Source organism: Streptomyces sp. Ru73, assembly GCF_002920575.1.
GTDB lineage: Bacteria > Actinomycetota > Actinomycetes > Streptomycetales > Streptomycetaceae > Streptomyces.
On record NZ_PQSQ01000019.1, the window covers coordinates 40,310 to 58,605 of the forward strand.

The following is an 18,296-nucleotide window of genomic DNA, read 5'->3' on the forward strand; positions in this document are numbered from 1 at the left end:
CCGGGCGGGGGCCTTCGCGTAGGTACGCCCGTCGTGCCGGGGAATGCTCTCCCGTATGACGAACGACACCACCCCCCTCTCCCCGCACCGGCCCCTGCCCCCGCTCTCCGCCACCGTCACCGGTTCCGGCCCGGGCGTCGTCCTGGCCCACGGCGCCACCGGCAGCATCGACGACAACTACGCCCGGCTGTTACCGGCACTCGCCGCCTCCGGCCACACCGTGGTCGCGCCCGACTACCCCGGCTCGGGCCGCACCCCGCGCGCCTCCGGCCCGCTCACCCTGGATGCCCTCACCGACGCGGTGGTGGACGGCGCGGTGGCGGCCGGGCTGGAGACCTTCTCGGTCGTCGGGTACTCGCTCGGTGCCGCGGTCGCGGTGCGCGCCGCGACCCGCTATCCGCAGCGGGTCAGCGGGCTGGTCCTCACCGCGGGCCTGGCGGCGCCCGACCGCCGTACGGACCTCTGGCTGGCCCTGTGGCTGCGGCTGCTGGAGCAGGACGACTACGCGGGGCTGGCGCTGGCCCGCACGCTCAGCGGCTGGTCCCCCGGCCACCTCGACGAGCTGCCGGACCGTGACGTCGACACGCTGCTGGACCCCTGCCCCGAGCTGGTGCCGGCCGGTTCGGCGGACCAGGCGGCGCTGGTGCGGACCCTGGACACGCGGGCGGATCTGCCGCACGTCGCCGTCCCCACCCTCGTCATCGCCACGCTCCACGACCAGCTGGTCGACCCCGCGCACTCCCGTTACCTCGCCGATCACATCCCCGGCGCGCGGTACGCCGGGCTCGCCGCCGGCCACGTGCCGATGCACGAGTGCCCCGAGGAGTGGGAGCGGCTGATCACCGACTTCCTCGCCGAACACGGTCTCTGACGCCCCGCGGCGCGCCCGCACTTGAACATGTTCAAGAACAGGTCTACGGTCAGCACAACGGGGATTTGAACACGTTCAGAAAGGCCGTCCCATGGACCTCACCGTCGTTGCCTACGCGGTCTACCTGCTGGTCAGCATCGCGCTGACCGTCTGGGTCGCCCGCACCCTCAGCCGGCACGGCCGGATCTTCCTGGCCGACGTGCTGCGCGGGAACGAGAAGCTCGCCGACGCCGTGAACCACCTGCTCGTCGTCGGCTTCTACCTGGTCAACCTGGGCTTCGTCGCGCTGTACCTGCGCGCTGCCGCCCCCGTCACGACCGCCCGCGCCCTCGTCGAGACACTGTCCGTGAAGCTCGGCGTGGTCCTGCTCGTGCTGGGCGTCCTGCACCTGGCCAACGTCTACGTCCTCGGCCGCATCCGCCGCCGCGGCGCCATGGACCGCGAGCCGCTGCCGCCGGTCGAGCCGCAGGGCTTCACCGCCCCGGCCGGAGCCTGAGGCCATGACGGCCACGGCGGCCATGACAGCCACAGCGGCCACGGCGGCGCGGGCCGGGGCTCCGCTGCGGAGCATCACCGTGCTCCACGACCCGGACTGCCCGCTCTGCGCCTCCGTACGGGACTGGCTGACCCGGCAGCGGCAGCTGGTCCCCCTGGTCCCGGTCCCGGCCGGCTCGGCCGAGGCCCGTCGCCGCTTCCCCGACCTGGACCATGCCGCCACCTGCCGCGAGATCACCTGCGTCGGCGACGGCGGCCAGGTCTACCGGGGCGCCGCCGCCTGGATCGTCTGCCTCTGGGCGCTGGCGGGCCACCGCGCGACGGCCCACCGCCTCGCCACCCCGGCGGGCGCCCCGCTGGCCAGGGCGGCGGTGCTGGCCGCTGCGAAGTACCGCGCCGCGCACCACCCCACCGGCCCCGCGCGGGAGCGGGCCGCAGGCTGGACGTACGACCGGGCACGGGGCTGGTCGTACGTCCCGGAGCGACGGGCCGACGGGAGCGCCGCGGTCCCCGGCTAAGGTCGGACCCTGTGAGCGACGAGACGACCGGGGCGCCCCGGCCCGCGAAGGGCGAACAGACCCGCACCCGCATCCTCCAGGCCGCGATGGCCCTGTTCGAGGAGCGCGGGTACGACAGGACCACCATGCGGGCGATCGCCCAGGAGGCCGGGGTCTCGGTCGGCAACGCCTACTACTACTTCGCGTCCAAGGAACATCTGATCCAGGGGTTCTACGACCGGATCGCCGACGAGCACCGGGCGGCCGCCGCCGAGGTGCTCGCCACCGAGAAGGAGCTGTCGGCCCGTATCCGCGGGGTGCTGCTGAGCTGGCTGGACGTGGCGGCCCCGTACCACCGGTTCGCCGCCCAGTTCTTCAAGAACGCCGCCGACCCCGACAGCCCGCTCAGCCCCTTCTCCGACGCCTCCGAAGGCCCCCGCGAGGCCGCCATCGCCCTGCACCGCGAGGTCCTGGCGGGTGCGGACGTGAAGTCGGCGCCCGAGCTGGCCGACCAGCTCCCCCGGCTGCTCTGGCTCCAGCAGATGGGCCTGGTGCTGTACTGGGTGCACGACCGCTCCCCCGACTGCGCCCGCAGCCGCGCCCTGGTCACCCGCACGGCCCCGCTCGTCGCCCGGCTGATCGCCGCCTCCCGCTTCCGCGTGCTGCGCCCGCTGGTCCGCGAGCTGACGGAGCTGCTGAACGACTTCCTGGTACCGGGTCAGGCGTCCGGCCCGGAGCCGGCGTCCGAGTCCGCTCCGGCGTCCGGCTCGGCGTCCGTGTCCGACAGCTCATCGGCTCCCGGCCGGCCCCGGTCCGGGTAGCCGCCAGCGCCCCTGCGGGTGACCCGCAGCATCTCGTGCACCGCGTCCGCCGTGCCGATGATGTCGTCGAACAGCGCGTGCATGGCCGCCCTGGTCTCCTCGAACCACGTCTCGAACGCCTTGCGGTCCGCCTTCGGCAGCTCGTTGTCGCGTAGCTGGGTCCGCGCCACCTGGTCGATGATGACCGACTCCAGCGCGGCGCCGCGGTACCGCTCGAGCGCCGCACCGCCGTTCCACTGCCGCGTGCCGCAGGTGCCCACCGCGGCCATCACCGCGTTCGACAGCTCCGAGTAGTCGCGGGAGTTCTGGTCACCGCCCGCGTCCTTCGCCGCGCCCTGCATCGCCGAGCGGAACCGTGGGTGGTCCCGCTTGGCCCCCGCCGCCTCCGCGTGGGTCCTCAGGTGCTCCAGCCGTTCCTTCACCCCGGTCTGCGCCTTCGCGCGGCCCGCCTGCTCGCGGCTCAGGGACTTGCTCTTCACCTGCTCGTTCAGCTCGCCGACGCGCCGCTCCCGCATGTCCTTCAGCGTCGTGTACACCTTCATGGCCAGCGCGTCGAGGGCGTTGAAGACGTGCTCCCCCTGCTTGGACGCACCGGCGCCCGCGCCCCGCACGCGCTGGACCGCACGGGACACGGCGGCGTTCCCGGCGGCCCGCTGGAGGGCGAGCACCGACGCCTCGGGCCCGGCGGCACGTACCGGGACCCGGCCGGCGGGCCGGGTGGGAGTGCCGTCGGTGGCCTTGCTGGTGTCCCGTGCGTGCATGGGGACCTCTCTCGCGAGTGGGCAGATCCTCCCTGCATACGGGGGCCGGCACCGTACGGCCAGGGTTGTCCGGGCAGAGATCGGTGAACGACCGGCCGCCCGAACGGCCACCCGGCGGGTCAGCCCTGCTCGCGCCCCTCGGTGACCTTCGCGAGGAAGGCGTCCAGGTTGGCGGTCATCCGGGCGACCTTCTCCTCGACCCCGAGCTGCTCCTCGTAGCGCGCGGCGAGGTCCGGCTTCTTCTTGCCGCGCAGGTAGAGCGAGCAGGCCAGGTCCGCGCAGACGTACGCGCCCACGGTGTTGCCCTGCCGGCCCGCCGCCCCCGCACGGGGCGCGGCGAGCAGGCTCACCCCCGAGCCGCCGTGCCCGGTCAGGCAGAACGAGCAGACCGTGGTCTTGGTGAACGTCCGGCGGATGTTCTGCGGGCGGCGCAGCGCCACGCCGAGCGGCCCGCCCTCCCGCGGCGCGACGAGATAGGCCCGGTCGGGCGCCTGCGGGTCGCGCCAGCCGAGGAAGTCCAGGTCGTCCCAGGGCAGCCCGTCCAGTCCCGCGGGGATGTTCAGCCGCCGCGCCTCCCCCTTGGAGCAGTTCACGAAGGATGCGCGGATGTCGGATTCGGACAGAGGTTCCATGATTCGGAAGCTAACAGCCCGGCTGACCTGGCGTCGCGCGATTTTCGTGCGCCTCGCGGTGGTGGTGGCGCAGCAGGACCCGGGCGTCCGTCTCCCGGCTCCGGTCGTGGGCCGCCCGGGCGGCCCGTTCCATCCGCGCCAGCCGCTCGCACTCCTCGCAGTCGGGCAGGGGCGGCGGGGACGGCAGGGGCAGGGACGAGGGGGGTTGTACGGCCAGCATGCGGAACTACTCCTTCGAGGGGTGGAGCCGGACTCTCACCCCCCAGCCTGGCCCGGCGTCCCTACGCTCAGTAGCGGGTGACACGTGACAACGGGTCCGTCACCGGAGGGGGTTGGCCACATGCTGGGTGAGGGGATTCCGGAGTCGCGTTCGGCGTACGGCACGGAGCTGAGGCAGCGACGCGAGGCAGCCGGACTGACGCAGGAGGCACTGAGCCAGCGGGCGATCATGTCCCGCACGCACATCGCCCACATCGAGGCGGGACGTCGTAAGCCGTCGCTGGAGGATGCGCGGCGGTTGGACCAAGTCCTGGACACGGGTGGGTTCTTCGAGCGGTTTCTGCCGACGTTGAGTCCCCGGTCGCTCGCCGACTATTTCGCGGAGGCGGCCGGGCTGGAACAGCAGGCCCTGATGATCCGCGCGTACGAGTCGTCGCTGGTCCCCGGCCTGTTGCAAACCGAGGCGTACACGCGGGCCGTGCTGCGTACGTACTACCCGCGCAGAACCGACGAGGCGTGTGACAAGGTCGTGGTCACACGGCTGGAGCGGGCCCGCATCTTCGACGACCCCGTGCGGCCGGTGATGTGGTTCCTGCTCGACGAAGCCGTACTGCGGCGCCCGGTCGGCGGCCCGGCCACCATGGCCGCCCAACTTCGGCACATCGCCGAGCTGGGCAGCCGCGAGCGCATCCGCGTGCACGTGCTTCCGTTCGCGGTCGGCGCCCATCCGCTCCAGGAAGCGAGTTCGGTCATGCTGATGTGGTTCGAGGACGCGGCACCCATCGTCTATGCCGAGGGCCTGCACACTGGGAACATCGTCGACCTCCCCTTCGCCGTGCACCAGTGTCAGACGTTGTACGACCAGGCCCTGGGGGACGCGTTGTCGCACAAGGAATCGCTGGCCCTCATAGCGGCTGTGACAGAGGAGTACGCACATGTGGCGTAAGTCGAGCTACAGCGGCGCCGACGCGGGCAACTGCCTTGAGGTCCACGACAGTTACGGGCCCGGCGTCGTCCCCGTGCGCGACAGCAAGAACCCGGACGGGCCGGTGCTGATATTCGGGGACGCCGCCTGGGCCGCGTTCCTGGCCGCCGTTCGCGAGGGCGGTGCGGTCAGTCGATCGTTCCCCAGGCCCGGTACGGCCGTTGCGGCGCCTGCGGGGAGGCGGCCTGCCCCGCGCCCGTCGCCGGTGGCCCGGAGCGCTGCCCTCGCAGGGTGAGCATCACCGCGAGGAAGATGACTACGGGAAGAAGGAGCACGGTGGCGAACACCAGGCTGAAAACCGCCGCCGCCGTCTTCCCGTCCTGCACGGCGCCGATGCCGGTGACGGCGAAGACGACGGACAGGACGACGGGCGGCAGCGCCCAGGGCCACGGGTGGGGCTCGGGAACGGGCCGGGCGGACCGCCCCTCCTGGAAGGCCGCGTACCAGTAGCGGGCGCTCCACCAGGCAACGGCGTACGCCGAAAACGCAGCCGAACCGAAACCGAGCAACGGCCCGGGTTGCCCGGACACACTGATGGCCGTGGCACTCAGCGCCACGCCCACCAGGGTCAGGAACGGCGTGAGGATCGACCCCACGGCCAGGCGGTGCCGACGGCTGCCGCTGAGAGCGCGGGAGGGCAGGAACATGATCAACACCCTATCCGCGTGCGGCGAGTTGGACGACCGTGACGTCCGGCGGTGCGCCGACGCGTACCGGTGGGCCCCAGGCGCCCGCGCCGCGGGTGACGTAGAGCTGGGTGTCGCCGTAGCGGTCCAGGCCCGCGACGGTGGGGTTGGCCGCCGCGGCGACCAGGTTGCCGGGCCAGAGCTGGCCGCCGTGGGTGTGGCCGGAGAGCTGGAGGTCCACGCCGTGCCGTACGGCCTCGTGGATCATCACGGGCTGGTGGGCCATGAGGACCGAGGCGCGGGCGGGGTCGCGGTCGCCCAGGGCGCGGGCGTAGTCGGGGCCGTCGGCGTGGTTCTCGCCGGAGATGTCGTTGACGCCGGCGAGGTCGAAGCCGGGCAGCTCGACGCGGGCGTTGCGCAGCGGGTGGACACCCAGCTCGCGTACGTGGTCCACCCACTCCTGCACGCCGGAGAAGTACTCGTGGTTGCCGGTGACGAAGAAGGAGCCGTGCCGGGCCTCCAGCCGGCGCAGCGGTTCGGCGGCCGGGCCGAGGTCGGCGACGGTGCCGTCCACCAGGTCGCCGACGATGGCGATCAGGTCGGGGCCGGTGCGGTTGACCGCCGCGACGACCCGCTCGGTGTGGGCGCGGCCGAGGATCGGGCCGAGGTGGATGTCGCTGACGACGGCGATGCGGTAGCCGTGCGCGGCGCGCGGCAGCTTGGCGAGGGGGACGGTGATCCGCTTGGTGCGCGGCCCGCTGAGCACGCTGTACGTGCCGTAACCGACGGTGGCAGCGGCGGCGGCCGACGCGCCGACGGCCACCGAGCGGGCGACGAAGAGGCGGCGTGAGGGGGACGCGGCCGGGGACTCCTCGGCGGCCGGGGACTCCTCGGCGGCCGGGTGGCGCTCGGCGCGCGGTGCCGCCCCGGCGGCCGGGGACGCGGCCGGAGATGCCCCCGCTGCCGGGGGCGCCGGCGCGACGGGCAACGCGGCCCGCTCCCCCGCGTCCGCGCGGCGGGCCGGCAGCCGGAGCCATACCGCGCGTACGGCCTCGCCCGCGAGCAGCGCGAGCGTGAGGTAGAGGACGAGGGCGAGCCAGAGGTAGCCCGGCCAGGCGAAAGCCTGCTGGAGGGGGAACGGGGCGCCCGCGCGGGGCGCGACGAACGCGGCGAGGACCAGCAGCGGGAGCACGACGGCGAGCACCGTACCGGTCCGGCGCGCGGCCCCGCCGGGGGCGGTCGTGTCGCGGACGAGGCGGCGCCAGAGGTACCGGTGCACCGCGCCAAGCAGCGCGAAGATCGCCGCGATGACCAGGACGAAGATCACGTAGCGGACTTCTCGTCCGCCGGGGCCGCGGCCTCGCGCCGCAGGGCCCGTACGCCACGGAACCCGATCACCCCGATTGCCGTCCCCAAGAGAAAGGACGTCACGGCGAGCGCCAGATGCACCCAGAAGTAGGCAGTCGGGTCACCTGCGTCATCGAAGGCGAGACCACTTCCGTCCTTGACCAGATTCTTGACGAAAGTGATCCAGATGAACCAGCTCCAGACCCCGAAGGCGAGCAGGAACCAGGAGACGGGGCGCGAGAGCTTCATGCCTTCCAGTATGGGCGGCGGGTCCGTGGCGCCGTCGGCAGGGGCGGTGTCACCCGGGTCGGCGACTGCGGCGCAGGCCGCTGCGGGTACGTTCACCGACGTGCCGACGACTTCCCCCTCCCCCGCGCTGTCCCCCGCCGCCCGTCCCCTCTCCCCCGCCGCCCGCCGCCGCACCGGGCGCCGGGCAGCGGCCGCCGCCCTGGTGTGCGCCGCGCTGACCGCGCCGCTGGCCGTGGCGGCGCCCGCGTACGCCGACGACAAGAAGCCCACGAAGCAGCCCGAGCCGCCCGCCGTGATGTCCCACGTGGGCGGGGACCGGCTCGCTGAGCCCGGTACCCAGGTGCAGCTGAAGGACGGCGCCCCGAAGCTGCCGAAGGGGCTCTCCGCGCGCTCGTGGATCGTCTCCGACCCGGAGTCCGGCGACGTGCTCGCCGCGCACAACGCGCACTGGCCGCTGCCGCCCGCCTCCACCCTGAAGATGCTCTTCGCCGACACCCTGCTGCCGAAGTGGCCCAAGACCGAGAAGCACACGGTCGAGCCGGAGGACCTGGCGGGCATGGGCGAGGGCAGCAGCCTGGTGGGCATAAAGGAGCACCAGACCTACACCGTCCACGACCTGTGGCTGGGCGTCTTCCTGCGCTCGGGCAACGACGCGGTGCACACCCTCGCCGCCATGAACCACGGCGTCGAGCAGACCGTCCGGGACATGCAGAAGCACGCGGACGAGCTGAACGCGCACGACACCCACGTCGTCACGCCGGACGGCTACGACGCGAAGGGGCAGGTCTCCAGCGCGTACGACCTGAGCCTCTTCGCCCGCTCCGGGCTGCAGAACGCCGACTTCCGGGAGTACTGCTCGACGGCGTTCGCGCAGTTCCCCGGCGAGGCGAAGAAGGGCAAGAAGCGCCCGACCTTCGGCATCCAGAACACCAACCGGCTGCTGACCGGCGTGTACGGCGGGAAGCCGTACAAGGGCATCGCCGGCGTGAAGAACGGCAACACCACCAACGCGGGCGCCACCTTCACCGGCGTCGCGCAGCGCGGCGACAAGGTCCTCCTGGTCACGGTCATGAACCCGCAGAAGAAGGAGGCGAACGAGGTCTACAAGGAGACCGCGGCGCTCTTCGACTGGGGCTTCGCGGCGCGCGACAAGGTCGAGCCGGTGGGCCGGCTGATCGGCCCGCAGAGCAAGGAGGGCGACGCGAGCAAGCACAGCCCGGCCAAGGCGGGCGGCAAGCACTCCGCCGCGCACCTGGCCGCCACGGACGGCCCCGGGGACGGCGGCGGCGCGTGGACCGCGCTGGGGATCGCGGGCGGCGCGCTGATCGTCCTGGGCGGCGTGGCCGTCGCGGTGCACCGCCGCTGGCCGCTCCCCGACCTGGTCCGGCGGCGCGGACGCTGAGCCGGCGGGCGGGGCCGGGAGCGCCCGGGGCAGCCGGGGAGCGCGCCGGGCGGCCGGGAGCGCGCAGGCGGCCGTGGGAGGCGTCAGGCGGCGTCCTCCGCGGTCCCGGCCCCCGTGCCGGCCGGCGGGACGTCCGGCACCTCCACCGGCTCGTCGGCCGGCTCCTGGGTCGCCGTCCACGCCGCGCAGAAGACCAGCAGCTTCGCGGTGAAATTGATCCACAGCAGCAGCGCGATCGGGGTGCCGAACGCGCCGTACATGCTCTTCGCCGCGACACCCTGCAGATAGCCGCTGAGCGCGTACTTCAGCACCTCGAAGCCGACCGCTCCGATCAGTGACGCGACGACCACGGCGCGCCGCGGCGGCTCGGCTCCGGGCAGCTGCGTCAGCACGTACGCCAGCAGCAGGAAGTCGGCGAGCACGGCGATCAGGAAGCCCAGCAGCTTCAGCAGGAGGCTGCCCGCGCCGTCCTCCGGGATGCCGAGCCCGTGCGCCACCCGGCCCACAGCGGCCGAGGCGAACGCCGAGCAGCCCAGCGAGACCACCGCAACGCCGCCCAGGCCCAGCAGCAGCGCCCCGTCCCTGGCCTTGGCCAGGAAGAAGTTGCCGTCCTCGTCGTCGGTCTCCCAGACCGCGCGCAGGCAGTCCCGCAGCGACTGGACCCAGCCCACGCCGGTGAAGAGCAGCGCGGCGGCGGCGATCACCCCGACGGTGCCCGCGTTGTCCACCAGCTTCCCGATGTCCAGCTGCGCCGCGATGCCCGGCACCTGCTCGGTGAGCTGGTGCTGGAACTGGCGCAGCTGCGCGTCGCTGAGCAGCGCGGCGCCGATCGCCGCCGACACCGTGAGCAGCGGGAAGAGCGCGACGAAGCTGGTGAAGGTGAGGGCGGCGGCGAGCCGGGTCCAGTGCACGCGGTCCATCCGCTGGTAGGCCCGCCACAGGTGGGTGCGCATCAGCCACACCACGGCAGGACCGATCAGTGGCAGCCTGGTCAACCACTCCATGAGCCGCGTGTACCCCCTCCGGCCGGCGTCCCGTCCGGCGGAACACTATCCTCCGGATGGCGGTACGCCCGGGACGACGCGCGCGGGGCGGCGCAGGCCGGGAGGGGCTAGCGGGACGGGGCCGGCGGCCGGGTCAGGTCCGCCTGCCGGGGCACCCCCGCCACCGGGGCGCCGAAAGGGTAATTGCGCTCCAGCCGCCACACCCCGTCCGGGCCCTGCTGGTAGAGCGCGAAACCGCCGATCGTCCAGGCGGCCTCGAAGTCGGCCAGCTCCCGCTGCGCCCGGTCCATCGCCTCCTCGGAGATGCCGTGCGCGACGGTGACGTGCGGGTGGTACGGGAACTGCAGCTCGCGGGCGCAGGGCCCGGACGCGGCGCGGATGCGTTCCTGCAGGGCCGTGCAGCCCGCCTTGCCGTCGACGAGTCTGACGAAGACCACCGGCGAGAGCGGGCGGAAGGTGTCCGTGCCCTTCAGGCGCAGCGTGAAGGGGCGGAAGTCGGCCGCCACCTCGGCCAGGTACTTCTCGACCCGCGGCAGGTCGGCGGGGTCGGCCTCGGTGGGCGGGAGGAGGGTGATGTGCGTGGGGATGGCGTGCGCGGCCGGGTCACCGAAGCCCGCGCGCTGCTCCTGGAGGAAGCGGCCGTACGGCTCCGGGACCGCGATCGAAACGCCGAGCGTTACGGTCCCCACTGCGTTCTCCTCCCTGAAACGGATGGTGTCCCCGGATGCCAGTGTGCCGGGTGCGCCGCCTTTACGGCGAGCGTCGTCGGTCCTGCCGCCGCCGGGACCTCCGGCCCCCGCGCGGGGGCCGGGACGGTCCCGTGCGGACCGTCAGTGCTTGGCGGGCAGGAAGCCGATCCGGTCATACGTCGTGGCCAGGGTCTCGGCGGCCACCGCGCGCGCCTTCTCGGCACCCTTGGCCAGGATCGAGTCCAGCGTCTCGGGGTCGTCCAGGTATTCCTTCGTACGGTCCCGGAAGGGTGTGACGAAGTCGACCATGACCTCGGCCAGGTCCGTCTTCAGCGCGCCGTACATCTTGCCCTCGTAGTCCTTCTCCAGCTGCGGGATGTCCGTGCCGGTGAGGGTGGAGAGGATGCTCAGGAGGTTGCTGACGCCCGGCTTGGCCTCGCGGTCGAAGCGGATCACCGTGTCCGTGTCGGTCACCGCGCTCTTGATCTTCTTGGCCGTGACCTTGGGCTCGTCGAGCAGGTCGATGATGCCCTTCGGCGAGGACGCCGACTTGCTCATCTTGATCGTCGGGTCCTGAAGATCCTGGATCTTCGCGGTCTCCTTGACGATGTACGGGTTCGGGATCGTGAAGGTGTCGCCGAAGCGCTGGTTGAAGCGGTCCGCGAGGTCGCGGGTCAGCTCCAGGTGCTGGCGCTGGTCCTCGCCGACCGGGACCTGGTTCGCCTGGTACAGCAGGATGTCGGCGACCATCAGCACGGGGTACGTGAACAGGCCGACCGTCGTCCGGTCCTGGCCCTGCTTGGCCGACTTGTCCTTGAACTGGGTCATGCGGGAGGCCTCGCCGAAGCCGGTGAGGCAGTTCAGCACCCAGCCGAGCTGTGCGTGCTCCGGCACGTGGCTCTGCACGAAGAGGGTGCACCGCTCGGGGTCCAGCCCGGCCGCGAGCAGCTGGGCCGCCGCGACGCGGGTGTTCGCGCGCAGCTCCTTCGGGTCCTGCGGCACGGTGATCGCGTGCAGGTCCACGACCATGTAGAACGCGTCGTGGGACTCCTGGAGCGCTACCCACTGGCGGACGGCGCCGAGGTAGTTGCCGAGGTGGAAGGAGCCGGCGGTGGGCTGGATACCGGAGAGCACACGCGGACGATCGAGAGCCATGGCACACATTCTCTCAGGTCCGCGGGGCGTCCTGGCCGCCGGTGGGAATTCCCGCAGCGCGGCCGGGCCCGCCGCGGGAAGCGGGGGTCAGCGGCCGCCCGCGACCCGGAGGACCGTTCCCGTGGTGTACGAGGCGTCCGGGGAGAGCAGCCAGGCGATGGCGGCGGCGATCTCGTCGGGGGCGCCGGGGCGGCGGAGCGGGATGCCGGGGGCCGACTGCGCGGCGCGGTCGGGGGCGCCCATGGCGGCGTGCATGTCGGTGTCGGTGATGCCGGGCGCGACGGCGTTGACGCGGATGCCGTCCGGGCCGAGCTCCTTGGCGAGCCCGACGGTCAGCGCGTCGACGGCCGCCTTGGAGGCGGCGTAGTGGACGTAGTCGCCGGGGCTGCCGAGGGTGGCGGCCGCCGACGAGACGTTGACGATCGCGCCGGTCCCGTGCGCCGCCATGTCCTGTGCGGCCCGGCGGCAGCAGAGCAGGGTGCCGAGGACGTTCACGTCGAGGACGCGGCGCAGCACGTCGGTGCCGGTGTCGGCGAGCCGGCCGAGCGGGCCGGAGACGCCGGCGTTGTTGACGAGCCCGGTGACCGGCCCGAGCTGCTCGGCCGCGGTGTCGAACAGCCGGTTGACGTGGGCCTCTTCGGCGGTGTCGGCCCGCACGGTGACGCAGCGGGCCCCGGCCTCGCGTATCGCCTCGGCCGTCCGCTCGGCGGCCTCGGCGTTCTGTACGTAACTCAGGGCGATGTCGTGGCCCAGGCCGGCGAGCCGGCGGCAGGTCGCGGCGCCGATGCCGCGGCTGCCGCCGGTGACGAGCGTGACGGGACGAGTGGTGGTCATGGGTCTCCTCGGAAGGCGGGCTGAGCAGGTCAGGGGGCCGGCGGCAGGGCCTTGAGCAGGGCGCCGAGCGCCCCGGAGAAGGCGTGGTCCGGCGGGTGGCCGTAGCCGACGACCAGCGCGTCGCGCAGCTCGGCAGGCCGCGTCCGCTCGGCCCCGGCGGGCTGTCCGGGCGCGGTGAAGGCCGCCAGGCCCTCGACGGCGAGGCCCTCGCGGCGGGCGGCCTCCAGGGTCGCCGGTTCGGTGCCCGGCGGCAGGCCGATCACCGCGTGCAGGCCCGCGGCGAGGCCGGTGACCCGGATGTGCGGCGCGTGCGCGGCGAGCGCGGCGGTGAGCTGGTCGCGGCGGCGCCGGTAGCGCAGCCGCATGGTGCGGACGTGCCGGTCGTAGGCGCCGCCGGAGAGGAATTCCGCGAGGGTCAGCTGGTCGAGGCCGGCGGTCTGCCACTCGCCGGTGCCCTTGAGCGCGAGCAGCGGCGCGACGAGCCGCTCCGGCAGGACCAGCCAGGACAGCCGGAGCGCGGGCGCGAGGCTCTTGCTGGCGGTGCCGAGGTACACGACGTGGTCCGGGTCCAGACTCTGCAGGGCGCCCACCTGCCGCCCGTCGTACCGGAATTCGCCGTCGTAGTCGTCCTCCAGCACCAGCCCGCCGGTCCGCCGCGCCCAGTCAACGGCGGCGGCCCTGCGGTCGGGGTGCAGCGGCACGCCGGTGGGGAACTGGTGCGCGGGGGTGAGCAGCACGGCGCCGGGTCCTGGCCGGGCGGCGAGCGTGTCGGTGCGCGCGCCGTGCGCGTCGACCGGGAGCGGTACGGGGCGCAGCCCGGCGCGGGCCAGGACGTCGCGGTGGAAGGGCAGCCCGTAGGACTCCACGGCCGCCTCGCGGGCGCCGGACTGGCGCAGCAGCCGGGCGAGCAGCGCCAGGCCCTGCATGAAGCCGGTGCAGAGGACGATGCGGTCGGGGTGGGCGTGCACGCCGCGGGCGCGGGCGAGGTAGTCGGCGAGGACGGCGCGCAGTTCGGGCCGCCCGGCCGGGGTGCCGTAGCCGAACGCCTCGGCCGGAGCCGCGGTGAGCGCCGTACGGGCGGCGGCGAGCCAGGCGGTGCGGGGGAAGGCCGAGACGTCAGGGGTGCCGGCGGTGAGGTCGTAGGCCGGCGGGGGTGGCGCGGCGGGCGGCTGCGCCCGCGTGCGCGCCGCCGCGGGGGCGGCCGGGCGGCGTGCCACGCGCTCCGCCACTCGGGTGCCCGATCCCTGCCGGGCGGTGAGCCAGCCCTCGGCGACCAGTTCGGCGTAGGCCTCGGCGACGGTGTTGCGGGCCAGACCCAGGTCGGCGGCGAGGGTGCGGGAGGACGGCAGCCGGGTGCCGGGCGCCAGCCGCCCGGTGCGCGCCGCGTCCCGCAGCGCGTGCACGAGGGCGGCACGTTTCCCCTGGGTACGCGGGAGATCCAGATACAGATCAGGCCCGAAATCGGCCCAGGAATCGCTCATGGAAATGGACCATACCCAGCGGCCCGCACCGTCGTAGCGTCGAACCCATGACGACGAACACCACGACCGGCGACGGCGCCGGCACGCACGGTCCCCGCCTGAACTGGTCGGAGCACGCCCCCGAGGTCTTCAAGGCCATGCTCCGGCTGGAGACGGCGGCCAAGAAGGGGCTGGACCCCGCACTGGTCGAGCTGGTCAAGATCCGGGCCTCGCAGCTCAACCACTGCGCGTACTGCATCGACATGCACATCACCGACGCCCGCAAGGCCGGCGAGACCGAGCAGCGGATCTACTTCCTCAACGCGTGGGAGGAGGCCGCCGACGCGTACAGCGAGAAGGAGCGGGCCGCGCTCGCGCTCACCGAGGCGGTCACGGTGCTGACGGACGGCTTCGTGCCGGACGCGGTGTACCAGCAGGCCGCGGCGCAGTTCGAGGACGCCGAGCTGGCGCAGCTCATCGCCCTGATCACCACCATCAACGCCTGGAACCGCTTCGGGGTGACCTGCCGGCTCACGCCGGAGTCCCTGAAGTGACCGCGGCGCGGCTGCGCGCCCTGCACCACGGCCGGGCGCCGGGCGATCCGCTGGTGCTGCCCGGCCCGTGGGACGCCGCGAGCGCGCGGGTCTTCGCGGAGGCCGGTTTCGAGGCGCTGGCCACGCCCAGCGAGGGGATCGGCGAGTCGCTGGGGTACGGGGACGGGCACACCCCGGCGGACGAGATGTTCGCCGCGGTCGCCCGGATCACCCGGGCCGTGGACGTGCCGGTCACCGCCGACGTGGAGGCGGGGTACGGCCTGCCCGCCAAGGAGCTGGTCGACCGGCTGCTGGAGGCGGGCGCCGTGGGCTGCAACCTGGAGGACTCGGACGCGGCGACCGGCACGCTGCGGGATCCGGAGCGGCAGGCGGACTGGCTCGCGGAGGTGCGGGCCGCCGCCGGGGACGCGCTGGTGATCAACGCGCGGATCGACACGTTCCTGCGCGGCGTCCCGGGTGCCGAAGCGGCCGTGGAGCGGGGCCGGCGGTACGTCGCGGCGGGCGTGGACTGCGTGTACCCGATCCTGGCGCCGCCGGAACTGCTGGGCGAGCTGGCCGCCGGCATCGGCGCGCCGGTCAACGCCCTCGCCCGGCCGGGCGGTCCGGCGCCGCGCGAGCTGGGGGCCGCGGGCGCGTCCCGTGTCACCTTCGGCGGCGGGCTGCACCACGGGGCGGTGGCGGCACTGCGCGAGGTGGCCGCGGCGCTGCGCGCGGGCTGAACCGACTGACTCGGGCCGGACCGGGCTGACCCGGGCCGATCGCACGCGGTGGCCGCTTCCGTACTGGTCGTACGGAAGCGGCCACCGGGCCTGTTATCGCGGCAGGCCGTACGTCACTGGCCGGCGAACTTCTTGCTGATCGCGTCGAAGACGCCCTTGGCCTCGGCGCCGAGGTGCGGCCCGGCCAGCCAGGTGTGGTCCAGCGAGCCGATGGAGCTGTTGGAGACCAGGGACAGCTTGCCGTCGTGGTCGGCGAGCCAGCCGCCGCCGGAGGTGCCGCCGGTCATGCTGCAGCCGATCCAGTGCATGGCCGGGGTGCTCTGAGCCATCGTCAGCCGCACGGGCCGGTCGAGGCAGTTCATCATCTTCGCGCCGTCGTAGGGCGGGGCCTGCGGGTAGCCGATCGCCTTGACGCCGTCGAGGCCGGTGACGCCGCTGCCCTGGGGCGCGCCGAACCAGACCGGGACCGAGGCGCCGACGGTCTCCTCCAGGGACTTGCCGCCGCCGTTCTCCGGCTTCACGTGCAGCACGGCGAAGTCGTAGGCGGACGCGGCGTTGCCGCTGTGCGCTCCGCCGTCGATCCACTGCGAGGAAGTCTGCGACCAGTCGGCCCACCAGGTGCCGTACGGGGTGACGTTCTGCTGCGAGGAGGCGGAGACCTGGTTCGCGGGCAGCCCGTTGTCGTTGTACGAGGGCACGAAGACGATGTTGCGCATCCAGCCGCCGCTCCTGCCGGAGTGCACGCAGTGGCCCGCGGTCCACACGAGGTTGGACTTGCCGGGGTTGGCCGGGTCGGAGACGACGGTGCCGGAGCACACCATCGGGCCGTCGGGGCTGTCGAAGAAGATCTTCCCGATGGGCGCCATGTGCTGGTGGTACGGGCGCTCGACCTGCTGCGCGGTCACCGGGCGCGGCTCGGGGTCGGTGGTGCCGGGCCCGCCGCCGGAGCCGGCGCTCTGTGCGGTCACCGCGGGGGCGGCCTCGGCCTTCGCCATCCGGGACGGCTTCCACAGGTCCTTGATGACCGGGTTGGCGAAGTCCTTCGCCTTGCGGGCCCAGGTGTCCTTGTCCCAGTTCTTCCAGCCGCCGTTCTCCCACTTCTTCAGCGAGTCCAGGCTCTTGGGCAGGCCGTTGGGCAGCTTGGCCGCGTCGGACGGTCCGGTGCTCTCCGCCGCGCTGTCGGCGCCGGCGGCCTTGGTGTCCTCCGGTCCGCAGGCGGTGGCGGTGACGAGCAGCGCGGCGACCGCCACGGCGGCTGCTGCGGTACGACGTATGGATGGCATGTGCCCTACTCCCCGTTATGAACTGCAATGCGACTGCCAAATTGTCATGACCCCATTCAGGGCCCGCCCTACTATGCCGCCAACAAGGGGTTGACGCGCGAGTAGGGGACTGTGATGCACGTCTTACTGGAGACGGAACGGCTGCTTTTGCGCGCATTTACGCGGGCGGACCTGGACGATCTGCGTGAGCTGCACGCGGATTCCGAAGTCATGCGATTTCTGGACAGCGGGCACCCGGAACCCGAACTGCTCGTCACGGAGTACGCGGACCCCGGCTCATTCGGCTACTGGGCCGCGGCGGAAAAGGCCGGCGGCGGGTTCCTCGGCTGGTTCGAATTCCGGCCCGTGCGGGCCGGCCGCCGGGACGAGGTCGAGCTGGGATACCGGCTGCGCCGCTCCGCCTGGGGAAAGGGATACGCGACGGAAGGCGCCCTGGCGCTGCTCCACGAAGGGTTCACGGCGTGGGGCGTGCGGCGGGTCGTGGCCACGACGATGGCCGTGAACACCGCTTCCCGGCGGGTGATGGAGAAGTGCGGACTGCGGTATGTCCGCACGTTCCACGTGGAATGGCCGGACCCGCTGCCGGGCGCTGAGCACGGTGAGGTGGAGTACGCGCTGACGGCCGCCGAACGGGCGCGGCCGGACACCCCGTGAGGGATGTCCGGCCGCGTCGTCGCCCGGCGGGCCTCACTACTTCGGCAGCCACTTCCGCCAGGTGTCCGGGTGGCTCTTCACCCAGTCGGCGGCCGCGTCCTCCGGGGCCATGTGCTTGTCGGCGATGCGCTCCGAGACGTAATTCTGGTCCTTCACGGTCCACTTGAAGTTCTTCAGGAACTTCGCTGCCGAGCTGTTGCCCTTGGCGAAGTCGGCGTTGAGGAACTTCTGCAGCGGCGTGGTCGGATAGGCGCAGTCGATCGACTCCGGGTCCTTGGTGCCCTTTTCCGCACACTCATCGGTGTACTTCGGGAGCTTGACCTCCTTCAGCGGCAGCTGGTTGAAGAGCCAGTGCGGTGCGTACCAGTACGTCAGGAAGGGCTTCTTCTCCTTGGCGAACTGCTGCATCTGCGTGATCTGCGCCGCCTCGGAACCGGCGAAGACGACCTCGTAGTCCAGCTTGAGGTTCTTCACCAGCGCCTTGTCATTGGTGACGTAGGACGGCGAGCCGTCCATCAGCTGGCCCTTGCTGCCGCTCTCCGCGGTCTTCAGCTGCTTGGCGTACTTGTTGAGGTTCTTCCAGTTCAGGACGTCCGGGTGCTTGTCGGCCCAGTACTTGGGGACCCACCAGCCGATGTGGCCGTCCACGCCCAGGTCGCCGCCGTTGACGATGGTCTTCTTCTCGTCGACGTACAGCTTCTCCTGGGCCGGGTGGCCCCAGTCCTCCATGATCGCGTCGACCCGGCCCTGGCTGAGCGCGTCCCAGGCCGGGGTCTCGTCCACCTGGACGGTGTCGACCCGGTAGCCCAGCTCGTGCTCCAGCAGGTACTTGGCGACCGCCACGTTGGACTGCGCGCCCACCCACGTCTGCGTGGACAGGGTGACCGTCTTGGTGCCGGCCGCCGCGGCGAACGGCGACGTCTGCTTGGTCATGTCGGCCTTGCCGCAGCCGCTGAGGGCCAGCAGCAGGGCGCCGGTCAGCGCGGTCGCGCCGACGGCCGTGGCCGTGGTCCGCATGCGCGTACGGGTACGAGTCATG

23 protein-coding genes are annotated in these 18,296 nt (G+C 72.9%); 10 read left to right on the forward strand and 13 right to left on the reverse strand.

The window, feature by feature from the left end:
• Nucleotides 1-55: 55 nt before the first annotated feature.
• The 4 genes from C3486_RS11750 (at nt 56) to C3486_RS11765 (ending at nt 2,684) form a co-directional block, all read left to right on the forward strand.
• A complete protein-coding gene (locus C3486_RS11750) occupies nt 56-871 on the forward strand; it encodes an alpha/beta fold hydrolase (RefSeq protein ID WP_103832575.1) in 816 nt (271 codons plus the stop codon).
• 91 nt (nt 872-962) lie between these two features.
• Entirely contained in the window at nt 963-1,367 is a 405-nt protein-coding gene (locus C3486_RS11755; protein ID WP_103832576.1) for a hypothetical protein, read from the forward strand.
• A gap of 4 nt (nt 1,368-1,371) precedes the next feature.
• On the forward strand, nt 1,372-1,884 hold the full coding sequence (locus C3486_RS11760; RefSeq protein WP_258052716.1) for a DUF393 domain-containing protein: 513 nt from the start codon (nt 1,372-1,374) through the stop codon (nt 1,882-1,884).
• Nucleotides 1,885-1,895: 11 nt separating this feature from the next.
• Nucleotides 1,896-2,684, forward strand: coding sequence for a TetR/AcrR family transcriptional regulator (locus tag C3486_RS11765; protein ID WP_258052717.1), 789 nt, complete (start codon nt 1,896-1,898; stop codon nt 2,682-2,684).
• Here C3486_RS11765 and C3486_RS11770 read toward each other — a convergent pair.
• From C3486_RS11770 to C3486_RS11780, 3 genes are all read right to left on the reverse strand, one after another.
• Complete coding sequence (locus C3486_RS11770; RefSeq protein WP_103832577.1) at nt 2,582-3,445, reverse strand: hypothetical protein; 864 nt, start codon at nt 3,443-3,445, stop codon at nt 2,582-2,584. The genes C3486_RS11765 and C3486_RS11770 overlap by 103 nt on opposite strands.
• A 119-nt stretch (nt 3,446-3,564) precedes the next feature.
• Nucleotides 3,565-4,077, reverse strand: coding sequence for an FBP domain-containing protein (locus C3486_RS11775; protein WP_103832578.1), 513 nt, complete (start codon nt 4,075-4,077; stop codon nt 3,565-3,567).
• Nucleotides 4,078-4,087: 10 nt separating this feature from the next.
• On the reverse strand, nt 4,088-4,297 hold the full coding sequence (locus C3486_RS11780) for a hypothetical protein (protein WP_258052718.1): 210 nt from the start codon (nt 4,295-4,297) through the stop codon (nt 4,088-4,090).
• A 120-nt stretch (nt 4,298-4,417) separates the two neighbouring features.
• Between C3486_RS11780 and C3486_RS11785 the strand changes: the two genes are divergently transcribed.
• Nucleotides 4,418-5,242 carry a helix-turn-helix transcriptional regulator gene (locus tag C3486_RS11785; RefSeq protein ID WP_103832579.1) on the forward strand — a complete coding sequence of 275 codons (825 nt, stop codon included), beginning with the start codon at nt 4,418-4,420 and terminating at the stop codon, nt 5,240-5,242.
• The gene (locus C3486_RS38530) at nt 5,232-5,516 is read left to right on the forward strand and encodes a DUF397 domain-containing protein (RefSeq protein ID WP_103832580.1); all 285 of its coding nucleotides are present in this window, start codon (nt 5,232-5,234) and stop codon (nt 5,514-5,516) included. Before C3486_RS11785 ends, C3486_RS38530 begins: the two co-directional genes overlap by 11 nt.
• Here the strand turns inward: C3486_RS38530 and C3486_RS37225 are convergent.
• Genes C3486_RS37225 through C3486_RS11805 form a run of 3 tightly spaced genes read right to left on the reverse strand, consistent with a single transcriptional unit; the run spans nt 5,410 to nt 7,503 of the window.
• The gene (locus C3486_RS37225) at nt 5,410-5,928 is read right to left on the reverse strand and encodes a hypothetical protein (protein ID WP_181138521.1); all 519 of its coding nucleotides are present in this window, start codon (nt 5,926-5,928) and stop codon (nt 5,410-5,412) included. The genes C3486_RS38530 and C3486_RS37225 overlap by 107 nt on opposite strands.
• 10 nt (nt 5,929-5,938) lie before the next feature.
• The gene (locus C3486_RS11800) at nt 5,939-7,234 is read right to left on the reverse strand and encodes a metallophosphoesterase (protein WP_103832582.1); all 1,296 of its coding nucleotides are present in this window, start codon (nt 7,232-7,234) and stop codon (nt 5,939-5,941) included.
• On the reverse strand, nt 7,231-7,503 hold the full coding sequence (locus C3486_RS11805) for an SCO4848 family membrane protein (protein WP_103832583.1): 273 nt from the start codon (nt 7,501-7,503) through the stop codon (nt 7,231-7,233). The genes C3486_RS11800 and C3486_RS11805 overlap by 4 nt, the downstream gene beginning before the upstream one ends.
• Here C3486_RS11805 and C3486_RS11810 point away from each other — a divergent pair.
• On the forward strand, nt 7,502-8,905 hold the full coding sequence (locus C3486_RS11810; protein ID WP_103832584.1) for a D-alanyl-D-alanine carboxypeptidase family protein: 1,404 nt from the start codon (nt 7,502-7,504) through the stop codon (nt 8,903-8,905). The two genes, C3486_RS11805 and C3486_RS11810, sit on opposite strands and share 2 nt — an antisense overlap.
• Nucleotides 8,906-8,988: 83 nt before the next feature.
• Here the strand turns inward: C3486_RS11810 and C3486_RS11815 are convergent, their stop codons facing one another.
• The 5 genes from C3486_RS11815 to C3486_RS11835 all read right to left on the reverse strand — a co-directional run bounded on the left by C3486_RS11815 (nt 8,989) and on the right by C3486_RS11835 (nt 14,068).
• The gene (locus tag C3486_RS11815) at nt 8,989-9,909 is read right to left on the reverse strand and encodes a YihY/virulence factor BrkB family protein (RefSeq protein ID WP_103832585.1); all 921 of its coding nucleotides are present in this window, start codon (nt 9,907-9,909) and stop codon (nt 8,989-8,991) included.
• Nucleotides 9,910-10,016: 107 nt separating this feature from the next.
• The gene (locus tag C3486_RS11820) at nt 10,017-10,598 is read right to left on the reverse strand and encodes a 2'-5' RNA ligase family protein (protein WP_103832586.1); all 582 of its coding nucleotides are present in this window, start codon (nt 10,596-10,598) and stop codon (nt 10,017-10,019) included.
• Nucleotides 10,599-10,739: 141 nt separating this feature from the next.
• Nucleotides 10,740-11,753 (reverse strand): tryptophan--tRNA ligase, encoded by a 1,014-nt coding sequence (gene trpS / locus C3486_RS11825; protein WP_103832587.1) that lies wholly within the window; start codon nt 11,751-11,753, stop codon nt 10,740-10,742.
• A gap of 87 nt (nt 11,754-11,840) precedes the next feature.
• Complete coding sequence (locus tag C3486_RS11830; RefSeq protein WP_103832588.1) at nt 11,841-12,587, reverse strand: SDR family NAD(P)-dependent oxidoreductase; 747 nt, start codon at nt 12,585-12,587, stop codon at nt 11,841-11,843.
• A gap of 29 nt (nt 12,588-12,616) precedes the next feature.
• The gene (locus C3486_RS11835) at nt 12,617-14,068 is read right to left on the reverse strand and encodes a PLP-dependent aminotransferase family protein (protein WP_103832589.1); all 1,452 of its coding nucleotides are present in this window, start codon (nt 14,066-14,068) and stop codon (nt 12,617-12,619) included.
• A 47-nt stretch (nt 14,069-14,115) separates the two neighbouring features.
• Between C3486_RS11835 and C3486_RS11840 the strand changes: the two genes are divergently transcribed.
• Together C3486_RS11840 and C3486_RS11845 are read left to right on the forward strand one after the other, a co-directional pair.
• Nucleotides 14,116-14,601 (forward strand): carboxymuconolactone decarboxylase family protein, encoded by a 486-nt coding sequence (locus C3486_RS11840; protein ID WP_103832590.1) that lies wholly within the window; start codon nt 14,116-14,118, stop codon nt 14,599-14,601.
• Entirely contained in the window at nt 14,598-15,320 is a 723-nt protein-coding gene (locus tag C3486_RS11845) for an isocitrate lyase/phosphoenolpyruvate mutase family protein (protein ID WP_103832591.1), read from the forward strand. The genes C3486_RS11840 and C3486_RS11845 overlap by 4 nt, the downstream gene beginning before the upstream one ends.
• A gap of 113 nt (nt 15,321-15,433) precedes the next feature.
• Here the strand turns inward: C3486_RS11845 and C3486_RS11850 are convergent, their stop codons facing one another.
• Complete coding sequence (locus C3486_RS11850) at nt 15,434-16,603, reverse strand: serine protease (RefSeq protein ID WP_103832592.1); 1,170 nt, start codon at nt 16,601-16,603, stop codon at nt 15,434-15,436.
• Between the two features lie 114 nt (nt 16,604-16,717).
• Between C3486_RS11850 and C3486_RS11855 the strand changes: the two genes are divergently transcribed.
• Nucleotides 16,718-17,257, forward strand: a complete 540-nt coding sequence (locus C3486_RS11855; protein ID WP_103832593.1) for a GNAT family N-acetyltransferase — start codon at nt 16,718-16,720, stop codon at nt 17,255-17,257.
• A gap of 36 nt (nt 17,258-17,293) precedes the next feature.
• On the opposite strand, the gene C3486_RS11860 is transcribed toward C3486_RS11855, so the two are convergent.
• The gene (locus C3486_RS11860) at nt 17,294-18,295 is read right to left on the reverse strand and encodes an ABC transporter substrate-binding protein (protein WP_103832594.1); all 1,002 of its coding nucleotides are present in this window, start codon (nt 18,293-18,295) and stop codon (nt 17,294-17,296) included.
• Between the last annotated feature and the right edge of the window lies 1 nt (nt 18,296).